The sequence below is a fragment of the Hymenobacter segetis genome, from assembly GCF_054776495.1.
The window spans coordinates 869,779-889,429 of the sequence record NZ_BAAHBV010000001.1 but is presented as its reverse complement, the minus strand read 5'-3'; the positions used below and the strand labels follow the sequence as shown (position 1 = coordinate 889,429).

At 59.8% G+C, this 19,651-nt stretch carries 12 protein-coding genes, 1 tRNA gene and 1 pseudogene; 10 read left to right on the top strand and 4 right to left on the bottom strand.

Annotation, left to right across the window (positions count from 1 at the left end; translation table 11 throughout):
• The first annotated feature begins 50 nt into the window (after positions 1–50).
• Both ACYU70_RS03855 and acs read left to right on the top strand, forming a co-directional pair.
• A complete protein-coding gene (locus ACYU70_RS03855) occupies positions 51–1,967 on the top strand; it encodes a propionyl-CoA synthetase (protein ID WP_342296513.1) in 1,917 nt (638 codons plus the stop codon).
• A 342-nt stretch (positions 1,968–2,309) separates the two neighbouring features.
• Positions 2,310–4,223 (top strand): acetate--CoA ligase, encoded by a 1,914-nt coding sequence (gene acs / locus ACYU70_RS03850; RefSeq protein ID WP_342296514.1) that lies wholly within the window; start codon positions 2,310–2,312, stop codon positions 4,221–4,223.
• 82 nt (positions 4,224–4,305) lie between these two features.
• On the opposite strand, the gene ACYU70_RS03845 is transcribed toward acs, so the two are convergent.
• The 3 genes from ACYU70_RS03845 to ACYU70_RS03835 form a co-directional block, all read right to left on the bottom strand.
• Positions 4,306–5,790 carry an exonuclease domain-containing protein gene (locus tag ACYU70_RS03845; protein ID WP_342296515.1) on the bottom strand — a complete coding sequence of 495 codons (1,485 nt, stop codon included), beginning with the start codon at positions 5,788–5,790 and terminating at the stop codon, positions 4,306–4,308.
• Between the two features lie 142 nt (positions 5,791–5,932).
• On the bottom strand, positions 5,933–6,409 hold the full coding sequence (locus ACYU70_RS03840) for a ferritin-like domain-containing protein (RefSeq protein WP_342296516.1): 477 nt from the start codon (positions 6,407–6,409) through the stop codon (positions 5,933–5,935).
• 101 nt (positions 6,410–6,510) lie between these two features.
• Positions 6,511–7,707 carry an AI-2E family transporter gene (locus ACYU70_RS03835; RefSeq protein ID WP_342296517.1) on the bottom strand — a complete coding sequence of 399 codons (1,197 nt, stop codon included), beginning with the start codon at positions 7,705–7,707 and terminating at the stop codon, positions 6,511–6,513.
• A 208-nt stretch (positions 7,708–7,915) separates the two neighbouring features.
• On the opposite strand from ACYU70_RS03835, the gene ACYU70_RS03830 reads away from it, so the two are divergent.
• From ACYU70_RS03830 to rplT, 8 genes and pseudogenes are all read left to right on the top strand, one after another.
• On the top strand, positions 7,916–9,847 hold the full coding sequence (locus ACYU70_RS03830) for a DNA topoisomerase IV subunit B (RefSeq protein ID WP_342296518.1): 1,932 nt from the start codon (positions 7,916–7,918) through the stop codon (positions 9,845–9,847).
• 697 nt (positions 9,848–10,544) lie between these two features.
• Positions 10,545–13,265, top strand: coding sequence for a DNA gyrase/topoisomerase IV subunit A (locus ACYU70_RS03825; protein WP_342296519.1), 2,721 nt, complete (start codon positions 10,545–10,547; stop codon positions 13,263–13,265).
• A 182-nt stretch (positions 13,266–13,447) separates the two neighbouring features.
• On the top strand, positions 13,448–14,359 hold the full coding sequence (locus tag ACYU70_RS03820; protein ID WP_460615895.1) for a hypothetical protein: 912 nt from the start codon (positions 13,448–13,450) through the stop codon (positions 14,357–14,359).
• Positions 14,360–14,378: 19 nt separating this feature from the next.
• A complete protein-coding gene (locus tag ACYU70_RS03815) occupies positions 14,379–15,557 on the top strand; it encodes a tetratricopeptide repeat protein (protein ID WP_460615894.1) in 1,179 nt (392 codons plus the stop codon).
• Between the two features lie 132 nt (positions 15,558–15,689).
• Positions 15,690–17,624: a threonine--tRNA ligase gene (gene thrS, locus ACYU70_RS03810; protein ID WP_460615893.1), complete on the top strand. Its 1,935-nt coding sequence runs from the start codon at positions 15,690–15,692 to the stop codon at positions 17,622–17,624.
• Positions 17,625–17,823: 199 nt separating this feature from the next.
• Positions 17,824–18,381, top strand: a pseudogene (gene infC, locus ACYU70_RS03805) (translation initiation factor IF-3); the annotation flags it as partial.
• Positions 18,382–18,591: 210 nt separating this feature from the next.
• The gene (gene rpmI, locus ACYU70_RS03800) at positions 18,592–18,786 is read left to right on the top strand and encodes a 50S ribosomal protein L35 (RefSeq protein WP_046242504.1); all 195 of its coding nucleotides are present in this window, start codon (positions 18,592–18,594) and stop codon (positions 18,784–18,786) included.
• 138 nt (positions 18,787–18,924) lie between these two features.
• Positions 18,925–19,269, top strand: coding sequence for a 50S ribosomal protein L20 (rplT, locus tag ACYU70_RS03795; protein ID WP_168672944.1), 345 nt, complete (start codon positions 18,925–18,927; stop codon positions 19,267–19,269).
• A 183-nt stretch (positions 19,270–19,452) separates the two neighbouring features.
• Here rplT and ACYU70_RS03790 read toward each other — a convergent pair.
• Positions 19,453–19,526, bottom strand: a tRNA-Met gene (locus ACYU70_RS03790).
• Positions 19,527–19,651: the final 125 nt, after the last annotated feature.

Genomic DNA, 19,651 nt, shown 5'->3' with positions numbered 1-19,651 from the left:
CCTGACATTCCCACTCGCGGACTAAAAGTCCGCGCTACATCCCACCCGCCATGAAACCAGCTTGCTCCTACGCCGCCACCCACGCCGCCAGCCTGGCCCATCCGGCCGGGTTCTGGGCCGCTCAGGCCGCCCACCTGCATTGGGATAAAAAGTCCGCCGAGCCCCTCAGCCAGGATGAAAATGGCTTCTACCGTTGGTTCAAAGGCGGGGAACTGAACACCAGCTTCCTCTGCCTCGACTGGCAGGTGGCGCAGGGCCGCGCCCACCAGCCCGCCCTCATCTACGACTCGCCCGTGACCCGCACCCAGCGTACCTACACCTACGCCGAACTGCTGGATATGACCGCCCGCCTGGCCGGCGGCCTGCGCGCCCTCGGCGTCGAAATGGGCGACCGCGTCATCATCTACATGCCCAACATGCCCGAGGCCGTGGTGGCCATGCTGGCCTGCGCTCGCCTTGGGGCCGTGCATTCGGTGGTGTTCGGGGGCTTCGCGCCGCACGAATTGGCGGTCAGAATCGACGATGCCCGGCCCCGCGTCCTCATCTGCGCCTCGGGCGGCATGGAGTTCGACCGCATCATTCCCTACAAGCCGCTGGTGGAGGAAGCCCTCGCCAAAGCCACCTTCCAGCCGGCCCACGTCGTGGTCTGCCAGCGCGATTTCGTGACGGCCGAAATGCAGCCCGGCCGCGACATCGACTACCAGGAGTTGCTGCAAGCCGCTCCGGTCCCCGCCGTGTCCGTCCCCGCCACGCACCCGCTCTACATCCTCTACACCAGCGGCACCACCGGCCGCCCCAAGGGTGTGGTGCGCGACCACGGCGGCCACGCCGTGGCCTTGTTCTTCAGCATGCGCACCATCTACAACCTGGAGCCCGGCGAAGTCATTTTCACCGCTTCCGATATCGGCTGGGCCGTGGGCAGCTCCTACATCGTGTACGGGCCGCTACTAAGAGGCTGCACCACTATTTTATTCGAAGGCAAACCCGTCCGCACCCCTGATGCTGGTACCTTCTGGCGCATCATCGAGCAATACAAAGTCAGCGTGATGTTCACCGCGCCCACCGCCATCCGGGCCATCAAAAAGGAAGACCCCGACGGGCTATTGGCCAAGCAATACGACCTCAGCAGCCTGCGCCACCTCTTCCTGGCCGGCGAGCGTTGCGACCCCGCCACCTACGCCTGGGCCGGCCGCCTGCTGGGCGTGCCCGTGGTCGACCACTGGTGGCAAACCGAGTCCGGCTGGCCCATGCTGGCCACCCTGACGGGCCTCGAAGGCATGCCCGCTCCCCGCGCCGGCAGCGCCGGCCACCCCGTGCCCGGCTACGACATCCAGATTCTGGACGAAGCCGGCCAGCCCGTGCCCCCCGGCACCACCGGCCTGGTAGCCGTGAAACTCCCGCTGCCCCCCGGCTGCTTCCCCACGCTCTGGAACGATGATGCCCGCTTCCACGAAGCCTACCTCAGCACCTTCCCCGGCTACTATCTCAGCGGCGACGGCGGCTACCGCGACCCCGAAGGCTACACCTACATCATGGGCCGCGTCGATGACGTCATCAACGTGGCCGGCCACCGCCTCAGCACCGGCGAAATCGAGGAAATCCTGGCCGCCCACCCCGCCGTGGCCGAGTGCGCCGTCCTCGGCATTGCCGACCAGCTGCGCGGCCAGGTCCCCGCAGGCCTGGTAGTCCTGAAAGACGGCCAGACGATAGGAGAGGAGCAGCTTGAAAAGGAATTAATTGCCGCCGTGCGAACCCAAATTGGCGCGCTGGCCTGCTTCCGGGCTGTTTTAGTCGTGAAGCGCCTGCCCAAAACCCGCTCCGGCAAAATCCTCCGCAAAACCTTGCGCCAGCTCGCCGACGGTGAAGATTTCGCCCTCCCCGCCACCATCGACGACCCCCTCATCCTGGATGAAATCCGCGCCGGCCTGCAACGCCGGGGCATCGGCTTGGCTTTTGAAACGCTGTAGGGTGCGGGGCTTGCCCCCGCCCGTCGTTGAACGGCACCGTCGGTTTGGCACCAACGTCCGGGCGGGGGCAAGCCCCGCACCCTACAGCAACATTAATCACCTCCGAGCACCGATTAATCACCCTAGAGTATAAATAAATTCACACCGAGTATAAATAAATACGAATCAAGATGCCGTTAATTGAGCCAAAATATAAATAAATTAATGACATGTATAAATAAATACGACTCAATTATAAATAAATACGAACCGAGTAGGATTTAATTCGACTCCACTCCCAATTTCCCCCGCCCACCACCTCTTAGCTCTCAACTCCTAACTCCTAACTCTTAACTCAACCAGATGTCCGCCATCCGCACCCGTACCCTCGAAGAATACCACGCCGACTACCAGCAATCCGTGGCCGACCCCGACGCCTTCTGGGCCGCCGCCGCCGAGCCATTCACCTGGCGCAAAAAGTGGGATACCGTGCGCAGCGGCGAGTTTTCGCCCGCCGGCAACAGCCGCTGGTTCGACGGTGCCACCCTCAACATCACCGAAAACTGCCTCGACCGCCACCTCGACCAGCGCGCCAACAAGCTCGCCATCGTCTTCGAACCCAACGACCCCAAAACCCGCCACCTGCGCCTCACCTATCGCGAGCTGCACGAGCAAGTCTGCCAGTTCGCCAACGTGCTCAAGAAAAACGGCGTGACCAAAGGCGACCGCGTGGTCCTCTACATGCCCATGATTCCGAGCCTGGCCATTGCCGTGCTGGCCTGCGCCCGCATCGGGGCGGTGCACGGCGTCATTTTCGCCGGCTTCTCCGCCACCGCTATCGCCGACCGCATCAATGATGCCGACGCCGCCTTCGTCCTCACCGCCGACGGCCTCAACCGCGGCGCGAAGCAAATCCCGGTGAAGAGCGTGGTCGATGAGGCCTTGGAGCTGTGCCCCTCGGTGCGCCGCGTCATCGTGGTAGAGCACACCAGCTGGCCCGTGCAAATGAAAGAAGGCCGCGACGTGTGGTACCACGACGAGGTAAAAGATGTGACCAAAGACTGCCCCGCCGAGGAAATGGCCGCCGAAGACCCGCTCTTCATTCTCTACACCAGCGGCAGTACCGGCAAGCCCAAAGGCGTGGTCCACACCCAGGCCGGCTACATGGTCTGGGCCGATTACACCTTCCGCAACGTGTTCCAGGTGGAGGAAAACGACATGTACTGGTGCACCGCCGACATCGGCTGGGTTACCGGCCATACCTACGGCCTCTACGGCCCGCTGCTGGCCGGCAGCACCACGCTGCTGTTCGAGGGCGTGCCTACATTCCCCTCGCCGGGCCGCTTCTGGGAGGTGATTGACAAGCACCACGTCACCATTTTCTACACCGCGCCCACGGCCATCCGCAGCCTCATGGCCGCGCCCATCGACCACGTCCTGGCCTATTCCCTCAGCAGTCTGCGCATCCTGGGTTCGGTGGGCGAGCCCATCAACGAAGAGGCCTGGCACTGGTACCACCAGCACGTCGGCAAAGGCCGCTGCCCCATCGTCGACACCTGGTGGCAAACCGAAACCGGCGGCATAATGATATCTGCAATGGCCGGCATCACGCCCAGCGTGCCCGCCCGCGCCGGCCTGCCGCTGCCCGGCGTGCAACCGGTTTTGCTGAATCAGGACGGCACCGAAATCGAAGGAAACGACCAGGAAGGCTACCTCGCCATCAAAGCCAGCTGGCCTGGCGTCATCCGCACCACCTGGGGCGACCACGAGCGCGCCCGCCAAACGTATTTCACTCCGTACCCCGGCTACTATTTCACCGGCGACGGCGCCCGGCGCGACGAAAACGGCCTCTACCGCATCATCGGCCGCGTCGATGACGTGATAAACGTGTCCGGCCACCGCTTCGGCACCGCCGAAATCGAAAACGCCATCAACCAAAGCGACTACGTGGTCGAAAGCGCCGTAGTAGGCTACCCGCACGACGTGAAAGGCCAGGGCATCTACGCCTACGTCATCTGCAAAAACGGTGTCCCCACCACCGACCTCGACCTGCAAATGACCGAAGCCAGCATCATCGAAGCCGTAGTGGCCGAAATCGGCCGCATCGCCAAGCCCGACAAGATTCAACTCGTCTCGGGCCTGCCCAAAACCCGCTCCGGCAAAATCATGCGCCGCATCCTGCGCAAAGTGGCCGAAGGCGAAACCACCAACCTGGGCGACGTAACCACCCTCCTCGACCCGCTGGTGGTGGATGAGATTCTGGCTGGCAAGAAGTAAGGATTAATAGACCCTAAAACCCCCAACGCAAAAGGGCAGCTCCAGATATTCTGGGGCCGCCCTTTTCTTTTTTAGGTCGAAATCAATTCCCAAACACCTTCACCCGCTCGCCCTTGCGCTTGGTGCGCAGGTGATTCCGGATAATCTGCTGGATGTCCTTGTTGTCGGTGTACTCCTTTATCACGTCCCGGAAATCGGCCAGCTTGCGGGCCGAAAACGTCTCGTCCACGTACCCAAAACCCCTGTAGCGGCCATTTTCCACCAGCACAATGCTCTTTTCCAGCTCCGTACGGCCCGGGCCTATGACCACGAACGACTCGTGCTCATAGCTGATGCTATCGATGGCCTCGTCTACGCGCAGGTTGTAGCTCTCCGGCGGTTCCTGGCCTACGCAGGCTCCGAGGCAGCGGTGCACCTGGTAGTCGAAACACGCGCCCTGGGTCTTGTAGAGTCCGCACAGCTTCTGGCAGAGGTTGTACTTGGCCACTTTATGGTACAGAAAGCCCTGCGCCTTGTACTGATTGCCCAGCGCGATGATGGGGATTTCGGCATTGCGCGCATCGGCGCGGCCGTAGGCCAGGCGCTTATAGCCCTGCTCATCAATGCGCAGATAGATGCCCGCCGGAAACACCGAGCGCCGTTGCGCCCGGTTGTAAGCCGGCTTCATGTGCTTAATCAGGTGCGACTCGTACAGCAGCGCCACCAGCTCCGAGCCGGTCAATTCCCAGGTAATATCAGCAATGGAATTCTTGAACTCCAGGCTTTTGCGCGACTTCACATCAATGGCAAAATGCTGCTGAATCCGCTTGTAGATATTGATGGACTTGCCCACATAAATCACCTCCCCAGCCTCGTTGTGGAAGTAGTACACGCCCGTGGCCTGCGGCAGATTCGCCACCACCGACGCCGGCAGCAGCGGCGGCATCAGTGCCTCGCGGATGGCGGTTTGCACGGCGGCCACGCGCTTGGGCGAGGGCTTTTTGGTGCTGGCCGCCTGGCCGCTGGGGGCCAGGGCATCCACGCGGGCCAGGGTGTGGCTGGCATCGGTGCCGTGGGGGAGGTCTTCGCTTTCAGAGGTGATTTTGAGGAGCTTGCCGAAGAGCAGGGCCGTGGCGTGGGCATCGCCGGCGGCGCGGTGCCGGCCTTCGAGCGGGATACCGATGTTCTGACACAGCTTGCCGAGGCTGTAGCTCGGCTGGCCCGGAATGAGGCTGCGCGAAAGACGCACGGTGCATAGCGTTTTGCGCGAGTAGTTGTAGCCGAGGTCGGCAAATTCCTTCTTTAGAAACGAGTAGTCGAAGCGCACGTTGTGGGCCACGAACACGCAGCCTTCGGTCATTTCCACCACCTTGCGGGCCACTTCGTGGAACTTGGGCGCGTCGCTCACCATGTCGTTGGTGATGCCCGTGAGCTGGGTAATGAACGGCGGAATGCCCCGGCCGGGGTTGAGCAGCGTGGCGTATTCGTCCACAATCTTCTCCCCGTCGTGAATGTAAATGGCTATTTCGGTGATGCGGTCCTGGGTGGGCTGCCCGCCGGTGGTCTCAAGGTCAATGATGGCGTACAAATCGGGCGCGGGAAAGATGGTCGGTGGCGAAGCTAACAAACTTAGCCCCGCAGAAGGTTGCACATAAAAAAAGGCAGCCGCTACCGGCTGCCTTTTCTACGCGAAAAACACGGAGGAGGCCGAAGCCGTTACCGCTGCTTTTCTACATCGGTTTCATCTTGGATTTCAGCTGCGTCACCGCATTCTTGGCGGCCATAATCTCGCTGCGCTGGTGCTCAATTACGGTTTTCACCGGCGTGGGCATATCGGGGGCTTTCAGGGCTGCATCGTAGGCCTTCAGGGCCGACGTATCACCCGTTTCGCATTCATTCAGAATGGCGGCGTCGTTGTGACCGGTCACCGCCGCTTTTACATTAATCCAGCTGCGATGCACGGCCGCCACCACTTCCGTGGCGGCACCTTCGAAGGTGGTTTTATTGGGGTCGACGCCCAGACGGCTGGCCTGCTGGGTGAGCTCGTTGGTGAACTGGGTGCGCTGCTGCGCCAGACGGTTCAACTCGGTTTTGAGCTGCGGGTTGGTCACGCCATCGGCGGCTTCCTTGTAGCCTTTGCTGGCCGTCTTGTTGATTTCGAGAAGCTCGATGTAAGCACGGGAGGTCTTTTCATTTGTAGTAGCCATGATGAAAATGGTTAGGTGGAAAATGAATTTAATATCAAATATAATGAATATTAAATTAAAAAATCCAAATAAACCTTCAAAAAACATACTACAGCCCAGTTTTACATCCGTTTTATCATCCGCCAGGCTTTCGCAAAAAAGCCCGGCTTATCGTCTGTTTTGTCGTTTTGCGTGTCCTCGCCATCGGTCACGTCGCCGAGCAGAAAGCCCCAGGGCTCCGTGGTTTTGCTGGCATCAAATACCACCTTCAGCACCGCAATCAGCGGAATGCTCAGAATCATGCCCGGTGTGCCCCACAGCTCGCCGCCCAAAATAAGAGCCACGATGGCGGCCATGGGATTGATGCTCACCTTCGAGCCCGTAATCATGGGCGTGATGAAGTTGCCTTCCAGAAATTGTACGAACATGAACACGCCCACCACGGCCGCCGCCTTGCCTATCGAGCCGGTCTCAACCAGCGTCACCAATGCCGGAACGGCCGAGCCCACCATGATGCCGATGTAGGGAATGATGGCCAGCACCGAGGCAAAAACCGCGAAGAAGATGGCGAATTTCACCCCCAGCAGCAGCAGCCCGATGGCGTTCAGCACCGACACCACCACAATCACCGTGAGCAAACCTTGGATGTAAGCCTGCACCACGGTCTGAATACTGTCCATCGTATGCAGCACGGTGGTGCGCTTATCGGGCGCCACGAAGCGGAACATGAACTGCCGCATATGGTCGCGGTAATACAGAAAGCAGAAGATATAAATAGGTATTAGCGTGGTTACGCTCAGCACAGTAGCCGTGGTGCTGAGCGTGGAGCCCAGGTAGCCGCCCGCCGATTTCTTCACCGATTTCATCGAGGAATCAATCAGTTCTTCCTTGCTCATGGGCTGGTAGCCGAATTTTTCGCTGGCCCATTGCTGAATCTGGTCGAAATACACCAGCGACTTCGCCTGCAGCTTGGGCAGTTCGTCGCGCAGCGTCATCAGCTGCGTGCCGAAGAGGTAGAACAAGCCCGTAAGTGCCGCCATCAGCAGCAGCAGCGTCACAATGATGGCCCAGACGCGCGGAAGCTTCCACTTTTCCAACCGCAGCACCAGCGGCAGCAGCAGCACCGACAGCAATGCTGCAAACAGAATAGGCAGCAGCACGCCATCCAGCTTGTGCAGCACGAACACCAGCAGCGACAGCCCAATCAGTAGAAACGTGTAGTGAATAATCGGCGACTGCTTCACCTCGGCCGGCGCGTGGTTCTGGGTGGGCGAGGGCAGGTTGCGCGGCTGGTTGATGGTATTGGGGCGGGGAAACATGTCGGTCAGGCGAAAAGCAGCAGGGGAGAAGAGAGGTAAAAAAGCAGGCTGTCTGCCGCCGGGCGCGTGAACCTGGACGGTGAGAGCAGTGTTGGAAACTAAATAATTTGGCGGGTCTGGCTAAGCTTACTGGCAGCGGGCGGCTTGCCGTGCCGCTGTTTTCTGCGTTATTTTACCCCAGAACTGCCCTCCTTACGGATTTTTTTAGATGAACGACGAACAATTACCGCTCGCCCCGGCCGCGGCCGACCACGGCTACAACGAAGACAGCATCCGCTCGCTGGACTGGCGCGAGCACATTCGCCTGCGGCCCGGCATGTACATCGGCAAGCTCGGCGATGGCTCGGCGTATGATGATGGCATTTATGTGCTGGTGAAGGAAGTCGTCGACAACTGCATCGACGAGCACGTGATGGGCCACGGCCGCACCATCGATATCAAGATTTCGGACTCCAAAGTGCAGGTGCGCGACTACGGCCGCGGCATTCCGCTGGGCAAGGTGGTCGATGTGGTGAGCAAAATCAACACCGGCGGCAAGTACGACAGCAAGGTCTTTCAAAAGTCGGTGGGCCTCAACGGCGTGGGCACCAAGGCCGTAAATGCCCTCAGCGGCTACTTCCTGGTGCAAAGCGTGCGCGAAGGCATCCTCAAGGCTGCCGAGTTTGCCCAGGGCAAGCTCACCGCCGACCCCAAGCCCACCAAAACCAGCCAGCGCAACGGCACGCTGGTGGTATTCCAGCCCGATGACACGATTTTCAAGAACTACCGCTTCATCCCGGAGTACCTCGAAAATCAAATCTGGAACTACGTTTATCTGAACGCGGGCCTCACCATCAACTTCAACGGCCAGAAGTATTACTCCGAAAACGGCCTGCTCGACCTGCTGGCCCGCAAGGCCGATGTGGAGCACCTGCGTTACCCCATCATCCATCTCAAAGCCCCGGACATTGAGATGGCCCTGACCCACGGCAACGACTACGGCGAAGAATATTATTCCTTCGTTAACGGCCAGTACACCACGCAGGGCGGCACACACTTAGCCGCCTTCCGCGAAGCCGTAGTGAAGGCCGTGCGCGAGTTCTACAAGAAGGACTACGACGCTTCTGACATCCGCGCCAGCATCATTGCCGCCATCTCGGTGCGCGTGCAGGAGCCGGTGTTTGAATCTCAGACCAAAACCAAGCTCGGCAGCGTAAACATGGGCGAGGACGGTCCCACCGTGCGCGGCTTCATCCTCGATTTCGTCAAGGAGCACCTCGATAACTACCTGCACAAGAATGCGCTGGTAGCCGAGGCCCTGCGCAAGCGCATCGAGCAGAGCGAGCGGGAGCGCAAGGACATGGCCGGCGTGAAAAAGCTCGCCAACCAACGCGCCAAAAAAGCCAACCTGCACAACCGCAAGCTGCGCGACTGCCGCTTCCACCTGGGCGAAAACGCCAAGGACGGGGCCGAAAAAGAACTGCTCACCACGCTCTTTATCACCGAGGGAGACTCCGCATCGGGCAGCATCACCAAGAGCCGCAACGTGGAGCTGGAGGCCGTGTTCAGCCTGCGCGGCAAGCCGCTGAACTGCTTCGGCCTGAAGAAGAAAATCGTGTACGAGAACGAGGAACTGAACCTTCTGCAACACGCCCTCAATATTGAAGAAGGTATTGAGCATCTGCGCTATAACCGCGTGGTGGTCGCCACCGATGCCGACGTCGACGGCATGCACATCCGCCTGCTGCTGCTCACGTTCTTCCTCCAGTTCTTTCCCGATTTGGTGCGCAACGGCCACGTTTTCATCCTCGAAACCCCGCTGTTCCGCGTTCGTAACAAGAAGGAAACCATCTATTGCTACAACGAGCAGGAAAAGCAGAACGCCATGCGCAAGCTCGGCCGCAACCCCGAAATCACCCGCTTTAAAGGCCTGGGCGAGATTTCCCCGGATGAGTTCGGCAAGTTTATCGGCGAGAACATCAAACTCGAACCCGTGATTTTGCAATCGGACCGCAGCATTCAGCAGGTGCTCACCTATTACATGGGCAAGAATACGCCCGCCCGCCAGGAATTCATCATCGAAAACCTGCGCCTGGAGAAAGACCTAATAACCTCGGATGTGCTGCCCGTAGCGGAAGTAGCCGAAGCCGATTTAGCCTAACCTTAACGCAATCCAATAGTCTCATTTCTGGAAAATTGGCCGTTAGTCTCAACTGCTGGCCCAGCAAAATTTCCCAGAATGAGCAGCTGATGTTTGGGAATAATTGTTTTTATGTGTACGTTTGCCTTGTCGCCTAGGGGTAGACTAGTCGACACATTCCACGGAAAAGCCCGAGCCTTTGGTTCGGGCTTTTTTCTTTTCGGACTGGTTCGATTTACAGTGCCCCTTGTGATTCCGAAAAACAGACAAGCATCAGCTAGTTTTTTTAGCTTGTTTTTTGGGATTGAATAGCCGAAATTTGGCTTTTTAGGCGTGTTGCTGTTTGACTGAACGCACACTTGTTGCCATTGATTCGCTAAGAATCTTGGGAACTTTCCGGCTCTGCTGGGAATTGTAATTTATTGCGCTCCGCGCTGATTCCGGTATTTTTGACGGCAGTACGCCGACCTCATTCGTTTCCCCCGTGGCTTCTCTCGATACTCCCAACTCCGACGCTCCCGACCAGGATTTTTTACAGCCCGGTGATTCCGTGGATTTTGATTTGTCCGCCTTTTCGCCCGCGGCGGATGCCGATGCGCAGGAACCAACCGAATTCCCGGAAGCGGATACCGGAGAAGCGGCCGAAGAATCCGCGCCGCTGGCCGCCGATTTATTCGGCAATGTGCCCCTGACACCACCCCAGGCCGAGGCCATCCCAGTGGAGGAGCAGACCGAGGAGGAGCCCAAATTCGCCCCCGGCGAAACCATCCACGACGTGGCCACCGTGCGCGGCATGTACCAGAACTGGTTTCTGGACTACGCCAGCTATGTGATTCTGGAGCGCGCCGTGCCGGCCATCGAGGACGGCCTCAAGCCTGTGCAGCGCCGCATCCTGCACGCGATGAAGGAGATGGACGACGGCCGCTTCAACAAAGTGGCCAACGTCATCGGCCAGACCATGCAGTACCACCCGCACGGCGACGCCAGCATCGGCGACGCCATGGTGAACCTGGGCCAGAAAGACCTGCTTATCGAAACCCAGGGCAACTGGGGCGACGTGCGCACCGGCGACGGTGCCGCCGCCCCGCGTTACATTGAAGCCCGCCTGAGCAAGTTTGCGCTCGACGTGGTGTTCAACCCCGATACCACCGAGTGGCAGCTCAGCTACGACGGCCGCAAGCGCGAGCCCACCACGCTGCCTGTGAAGTTCCCGCTGCTGCTCGCGCAGGGTGTTGAGGGAATCGCCGTGGGCCTGAGCACCAAGATTATGCCCCACAACTTCCGCGAGCTGTGCAAGGCCAGCATCGACGTGCTGCGGGGTAAGGAAGTGCAGCTGTTTCCGGACTTTTCGACCGGCGGCCTGTGCGATGTGAGCAACTACAACTCGGGTATGCGTGGGGCCAAAATCCGGCTGCGCGCTACCATCGAGAAGGTCGATAAAACGCTGCTCATCATCCGCGATATTCCCTACGGCTCCACCACCACGGCGCTGATGGAAAGCATCGTGAAGGCGTCGGAAGCTAATAAAATCAAGATTAAGAAGGTGGTCGACAACACGGCCGCCAACGTGGAAATTCAGGTGCAGCTGCCCGCCGGCGTGTCGCCCGATTTGACCATGGACGCGCTGTACGCCTTCACCGATTGCGAAATCAGCATCTCGCCCAACACCTGCGTCATCATCGGCGATAAGCCCCGCTTCGTGGGCGTGGAGGACGTACTGCGCCAGAGCACCAAGGCCACCGTGCGCCTACTGGAGCGCGAACTGGAAATCCGCCAGGATGAGCTGTGGGAGAAGTGGCATAACGCATCGCTGGAGAAGATTTTCATCGAAAACCGCATCTACCGCAAGATTGAGGAGTGCGAAACGTGGGAGGAAATCCTCGAAACGATTGATAAGGGCCTGAAGAAATTCGTGCGCATAGAAGGGGAGAAGGCCAAAGCCGACGATACCCGAATCGTGCTGCGCCGCCCGATTGAAGAGGACGATTTGACGCGCCTGACCGAAATTCGCATCAAGCGCATCTCGAAATTCGACGGCTTCAAGGCCGATGAATACCTGCAAAAGCTGGAGGCTGAGCTGGCCGAGGTCGCCGACCATCTCGCCAACCTCACGCGCTACGCCATCAACTATTTTGAGGGCCTGCTGAAGAAGTACGGCGCGGGCCGCGAGCGCAAAACCCAGCTCCGCACCTTCGACGTGGTGACGGCCCAGAAAGTAGCCATCGCCAACCAGAAGCTCTACGTGAACCGCGTGGACGGTTTCGTGGGCTACGGCCTCAAGAAAGACGAATTCGTGTGTGACTGCTCCGATTTGGACGACATCATCGCCATCAAGCGCGACGGCACCTTTATGGTGACCAAAATTGGGGATAAGACCTTCGTGGGTAAGGACATTCTGCACGTCGGCGTCTATAATAAGAACGATGACCGGCTGGTATACAACATGGTGTACCTCGACGGAGCGTCGGGCATCAGCTTCGCCAAGCGCTTTCTGGTGTCGGGCATCACCCGCGACAAAACCTACGACCTGACCAAGGGCACGAAGGGCACCAAAACCCTCTACCTCACGGCCAATCCCAATTCGGAGTCGGAAATCGTCAGCATTCAGCTTTCCGATAAAGCGCCGGCGCGGGTGAAGCAGTTCGACTTCGACTTTGCCGAGCTCAGCATCAAGGGAAAGGGCTCGATGGGCAACATCGTGACCAAGCAGCCCATCAAGAAAATCACCCAGAAAACGCTGGGCGACTCGACCCTAGGCGGCCGCGAAATGTTCTTCGACAGCGTGGTGGGCCGCCTCAACACGGCCGGCCACGGTCGTTACTTAGGTACTTTCGATACCGAAAATGCCTTGCTGGTGGTGCACAAGGACGGCAGCTACGAGCTGACTGCGCCCGACCCGGCCATCCACTTCGACGTGCCCAACATGGTGCTACTGCGCAAGCTGGAGCCCGATACGGTGCTCTCAACAGTGTACCTCGACGGAGAAACTAAAATCCACTACGTCAAGCGGTTCAAAATTGAAACCAGCACGCTGGGCAAGCGCTTTACTTTCATCTCCGAAAGCAAAGGCTCGAAAATGCTGGCCGTGACGGCCAACCCCGAGCCGCTGGTAGAACTGAAAATCCAGAAGGACAAGAAATCCGATAAGGAAACCGAGAAAATTGCGTTGCACGAGTTCATCGATGTGAAAGGCTGGAAGGCGATGGGCAATAAGCTCAACTACTACAAAATCCACGCCCTCATACTGCTCACCGACGAAGGCCCCGAGCCGCAGCGCCGCGAAGTAAAGAAACGCGCCGCCGCTCCCAAGCCCGGCGAAAACCCGGCCGGGACCGAAGCCCCGCCCGAGCCGACTGGGCCCGTCGATGTAACCGCCGAGGAAGTGGCCCGCGCCCAAGAGTTGCTGAAGCGGCCCAAGGCGCAGCTGGGGCTGTTTTAGAGCAGCCTCTCGTGGAGCGGCAGAATGATGCCGGGCGGCACGCTAATTGATGCTGCCCGGCTTGATTCCGCTGCTTCCGAATCCTTTTGCGCCCTTTCTTTGCCTTTATGCTTGTGTTGTTTCGGTGGTGGTCGTGCTTGGTCCTGGCAGTCCGATGGGGGCGGGTTAGGCTCAGTAGCGCCGTGCTGCTCACCGCGCTCACGATGCTGCCGGTAGCTGGCCAAATCCGGCCCCGTCCGGCTAAGCCCGCTGCCCGCCCCGTGGCAGTAGCCGACCCGCCAGCCGTCCGCATCAAGCTGTTCCAGGCCGCCGCGCTCGCCAACAGCTTCAAGGATTCCGAAGCCCTGGCCGTGTATCAGGAAATCCTGAAAGAGATACCGACGCATTACCTGGCCCTGTGGCAGGCTGCCGTGCTGAGCGTGAAAATCGGCACCCGCTATTCTGACGAAACCCGTAAATCGGCCTATTTCGACCTTGGCCGACAATATGCGGACCGCGCCCTGTTGCTCCGGCCCGAAGGCGGCGAAAGCAACTACGCCGTGGCGCTGGCCCTATTCAACCAGGCCACGCTGTACCGCGCCGGGGCGCGCCTCAAGGCTTTCAGCGACCTGCGCTCGCACGTGTACCTGGCCACCGAGCGCCGCCCCGACCTGCCCGAAACCTGGCAGCTGCGCGGCCGCTGGCAATACCGCGTGGCGCACTACAACCTGATTGAACGCCTATATAGCAAACTGGTGTTGGGCGGAGTGCCCCCCGGCGGCGATAGTAAGGAGGCAATGGCCGACCTGGAAAAAGCCCGCGAGCTGGCCCCCAACAACCTCCAGTTTTGCTACGATTTGGCCCGGATGTACGACTATCAGGGCCGCCGCCGCCGCGCCATCGCCGTGCTGCGCGAGGCTGAGCGCCTGCCCACCATCACCAGCGAAGACTTGGTGGTGAGCCGCCTGTGCCGCAAAATGCTGCCCCCGCTGGTACGCGCCGATGCCCGCCGCCAGAAGCGCCGCGTCCGCGAAGGCAAAAAACCAAAACCCGCTATCCTGGCCCCCGGTGATTCCATTCGGGCGCGCCGCGATACCCTCAGCCGCAAGCAGTAGCTGCTAGCTTTGCATTTACATGACCATGCGCTTCCCGGTTTCGATACGGTTTTCTTCACGTTGGCTGCCGCTGGCGGGTTGCCTGGCCGTGGCTGCTTGCCAATCCGCGCCCTCCGAGCAGCCCGATACGCTGGTGAACCTCACCACCGTGCAAAGTGGCCCCCGCGTGCAGGCCGATGAGCTCAACGGGGCCATTGCCCGCGAGCCCCGCAATACGGCTCTGCTGGCTCGCCGCGCCACCCTGCGCCTCGCCGCCGGCCAGCCCACCGCCGCCCTCACCGACGTGGCCGCCGCCTTGGAAATCGACGATGCCGACGGCAACCTATACTTCATTCAGGCCAAGGCCTACCGTGCCCTGGGCCAACTGCCCGCCGCCCTCGCCGCCGCACGCCAGGCCGCCGACCGGGGCTTTACCGGCCCCGAGTTGCCGCTCTTTGTAGGCGAAACCCACCTCGCCGCCCGCAACTACCCCGCCGCCCTCGACAACCTCGACCGCACCCTGCGCCTCGACCCCGACCAGCCCGCCGCGCTCTTCTACAAAGGCCTCGCCTACGCCGCCACTGCCGATACCAGCACCGCCGTGCAGTACCTCCAGGATGCTCTGGCCCGCGACCCCCGCGAGCCCGAAATCCTGCACCAACTGGCTTTCCTGCTCAATGCCTGGCGCATTCCCGCCGAAGCGGCCCGCTACGCCGCGCTCGGCATGAAGCTCGACACCACGTCCGGCCTGTTGCGCTACGACTATGGCCGCCAGCTGGAATTGCAAGGCCGTCCGGATAGTGCCCTCTGGTACTACCGCCGCGCTCTGGCACTCGATACCACCGCCTACCGCGCTGATTATCGCCTGGGCCTCGCTGCTGCCAAAGCCCGCCAGCCCGTGGCTGTCATCCAGCACCTAACCCGCGCCCTGCGCCGCAACCCGCGCTTGCCCGAAGCCCGCAACCTGCTCGCCGAAGCCCTCGAAACCCAAAACCGCCTGCCCGAAGCCCTGGCCCAATACCGCCTGCTAGTGGCCGAAAACCCCGGTAACCCACACTGGACCTTTAAAGTCTGGAAGATGAATGGCGCAGTGCAAGCCTCATTACCGGACAGCCTGCGCACTACCCCACGCTACTATTACCGCCGACCCGTAGCCCGGCCCCGCATCGAGCCCATCGCGCCGGTTTCGCCGCTGAATTCAGTTACGGGCAAGCAATAGCCCGAAATCCAGCTTCGGAAGCAAATGCTGGGGTTGCTGGGCACAGTTTGCCCGAAAAAAACACCGCCCCTCCCGGCACAAGTGCTAACTTGCGCCTTGGCTGCCCCAAGCGGGCCCTTTTTACTCAGTATTATGCTCAATATCACCCTCCCCGACGGCTCCCAGCGCCAGCTGCCCGACGGCGCGACCGGCTACGACGTAGCCGCCAGCATCTCCGAAGGCCTTGCTCGCAACGCCCTCGCCGTCACCGTGAACGGCGACGTGCGCGACCTCCACCGCCCCCTGCCTGACAACGCTACTGTCAGCATCCTCACCTGGAATGACACCGCCGGCAAATCCACCTACTGGCACTCCTCGGCCCACCTCATGGCCGAAGCCCTCGAAGCGCTGTACCCCGGCGTGAAGCTGGCCATCGGCCCGGCCATCGAAAACGGCTTCTACTACGACGTAGACCTCGGCGAAGGCCGCAGCATTTCCAGCGAAGACTTCCCCGAAATCGAGAAGAAAATGCTGGAGCTGGCCAAGCACAAGAGCCGCTATGAGCGCAAGGAAGTCTCGAAAGCCGATGCCATCGCCTACTTCACCGAAAAGCAGGACCCCTACAAGCTGGAACTGCTCGAAAACCTCGAAGACGGCAACATTACTTTCTACACGCAGGGCGGCTTCACCGACCTCTGCCGCGGCCCGCACATCCCCGACACCGGCACCATCAAGGCGGCCAAGCTGATGAACGTGGCCGGGGCCTACTGGCGCGGCGATGAAAAGAACAAGCAGCTAACGCGCCTCTACGGCATCACCTTCCCCAAAGCGAAGGACCTCACCGAATACCTCGAACGCCTCGAAGAAGCCAAGCGCCGCGACCACCGCAAGCTGGGCAAGGAGCTGAAGCTGTTTGCTTTCTCGGAGAAAGTAGGAGCGGGGCTGCCCCTTTGGCTCCCCAAAGGCACCGCCCTGCGTGAGCGTCTGGAGCAGTTCCTGCGCAAAGCCCAGGTGAAAGCCGGCTACCAGCCCGTTGTAACGCCCCACATCGGCGCCAAAGAGTTGTATGTGACCAGCGGCCACTACGAAAAATACGGTGCCGACTCCTTCCAGCCCATCAAAACGCCCAACCCCGGCGAGGAATTCTTCCTCAAGCCGATGAACTGCCCCCACCACTGCGAAATCTATAAAACCGAGCCCCGCAGCTACCGCGACCTGCCCGTACGCTACGCCGAATTCGGCACCGTGTACCGCTACGAGCAGTCGGGCGAGCTGCACGGCCTCACCCGTGTGCGCGGCTTCACGCAGGACGACGCCCACATCTTCTGCCGCCCCGACCAGGTGAAAGAGGAGTTTAAGAAGGTAATTGACTTGGTGCTCTACGTCTTCAAAAACCTCGGTTTCGAAGACTACACGGCCCAAATCAGCCTGCGCGACCCCGAGAACAAAACCAAGTACATCGGCTCCGACGAAAACTGGGCCCTCGCCGAAAGCGCCATCCAGGAAGCCGCCGCCGAAAAAGGCCTGCCCACGGTCACCGAATACGGCGAAGCCGCCTTCTACGGTCCCAAGCTTGATTTCATGGTGCGTGATGCCCTCGGCCGCCGCTGGCAGCTCGGCACTATCCAGGTTGACTACAACCTGCCCGAGCGTTTCGACCTCGAATACGTGGCTCCCGACAATACCAAGCAGCGCCCCGTGATGCTGCACCGCGCGCCCTTCGGCTCGTTGGAGCGCTTCGTGGCCGTGCTCATCGAACACTGCGCCGGCAACTTCCCGCTCTGGCTCACCCCCGAGCAGTTTATCGTGCTGCCCATCTCGGACAAGTACATCGACTACGCCAACGAAGTGAAAGCCCAGTTGGAGCAGCGCGACCTGCGCGGCACCGTGGATGCCCGCGACGAGCGCATCGGCCGCAAAATCCGCGACGCCGAAATGGCCAAGCTGCCGTACCTGCTGGTAGTAGGAGAGAAGGAAGCCCAGGATAAAATCATCAGTGTGCGCAAGCACGGCGAAGGTGACCTGGGCTCGATGCCTTTGGATGCTTTTGTAAAAAGTGTGCAAAGCCAGATTGTAGAGGCTTATTAATCAGTTCATAATTAAGGCAAGAAAAGGCCGTTGCACTCAGCGCAACGGCCTTTTCTTGCCTTCCAGGAAATACAATTTGCGCCCTGCTTGTCTTTCCAATTAAAAATGCCGATATTTGCCCCCTGATAACCAGGCCTTACCCGGCCTAAACCGCCCAGAATCTCATTCCCCGCCACTTTTTTAGCAGGAGGACCAAACCATAGCAGCTCCGAATCGTCGGTACGTGCCCCGCCAGCAGGTGGAAGAGCCGTTCAAAATCAATCAGAAAATCCTGGCCCGCGAGGTACGACTCGTTGGCGACAACGTCGAACAGGGTATTTATCCGACCGACCAGGCTCGGAAAATGGCACAGGAGCAAAACCTCGACCTCGTCGAGATTTCGCCCACTGCCACTCCGCCGGTCTGCCGCGTCATCGACTACTCGAAATTTAAGTACGAGCAGAAGAAGAAAACCCGTGAGCTGAAAGCCAAGCAGACCAAGGTCGTGCTCAAGGAAATCCGCTTCGGTCCCAACACCGACGAACACGACTTCGCCTTCAAAGTGAAGCACGCCCAGGAGTTTCTGCGCGAAGGCGCGAAAATCAAGAGCTACGTGCACTTCGTTGGTCGTAGCATCGTGTTTAAGGAGCGGGGCGAAATCCTGCTGCTCAAGTTTGCCCAGGCCCTCGAGGACCTCGCCAAAGTAGAGCAGCTGCCCAAGCTCGAAGGCAAGCGCATGTTCCTCTATCTGGCCCCGAAAGCGGCTGCCGTAGTGAAGCCCGCCGCTAAGCCCGCTGCTCCTGCCGATGCCAAGCCGAAGGCCCCCAAGCCGGCTGAGCCCAAGGCAGACGCTACTGACAAGACCTCCGAACCGGCTCCGGCTCCCGCCGACGCCGCCGAATAGATTTTACCCGGTTGAAGATGGCTTCCCGACCACTGGTCAGTCAGCAATCAACAATCAACAACCAACCCTCCAACACTTACTACAATGCCGAAAGTAAAGACGAAATCCGGTGCTAAGAAGCGCTTTGCGCTCACCGGAACGGGCAAGGTGAAGCGGAAGCACGCCTTCAAATCACACATCCTCACGAAGAAGACGACCAAGCAGAAGCGCGGCCTGACCCACACCGGCCTCGTGAGCAGCGCCGACATGAACCGCGTGCGCCAGATGTTGAACATCTGATTTTACTGGTTGCTAGTGAGTGCGTGGCCCGTGTCACACCTCGCTTAAGGCTGTAAGTCACCCAATAATTAAAATTTCACCAGGCTTCCGGCCTTAAAGACCTTCACCCGTCGCCGGCTGCCAAAAACTCTCAAGGTTATGCCAAGAAGTGTCAACCACGTGGCCTCGCGCCACCGCCGTAAGAAAATCATGCGTTTGGCGAAAGGCTATTATGGCCGTCGCAAAAACGTGTGGACCGTAGCCAAGAACGCCGTTGAAAAAGGCCTTCTCTACGCTTACCGCGACCGTAAAGTAAAGAAGCGCGAATTCCGTGCTCTCTGGATTCAGCGTATCAACGCCGGTGCTCGTGAGCACGGCCTGTCGTACTCGCAGCTGATGGGCGGCCTGAAAAAGGCTGGCATCGAGCTCAACCGCAAAGTGCTGGCTGATTTGGCCCTCAACCACCCCGAAGCCTTCAAAGGCATCGTGGAGAAGGCGAAGTAACTGCCCCTGCGCGCAATCCACCAAGAAAACGCTGGCCCTTGGGTTCAGCGTTTTCTTGTTTTGGGCCCAAGCTAACTGGCCCGCACGGTCGTTCCCGTTTCATTATAAGTCTCGCCATCTGCTGACCCAAAGGACTGGAAACGAAAAAACCGCTCCAGTACCAGACTGAAACGGTTTTCGACGTAGCGGGAGGCGGGCTCGAACCGCCGACCTCAGGGTTATGAATCCTGTGCTCTAACCAGCTGAGCTACCCCGCCGGGTTTTTTGTGGGTGCAAAGGTAACGTTACAAAAGGCCCCGAAACAAGTTGCTGGGCCAAATAAACCTGTATTTCTTCTGTGTTCCGCCTGTTTTACGGTCGCGGCGCTCGGCTTCCTTCATCT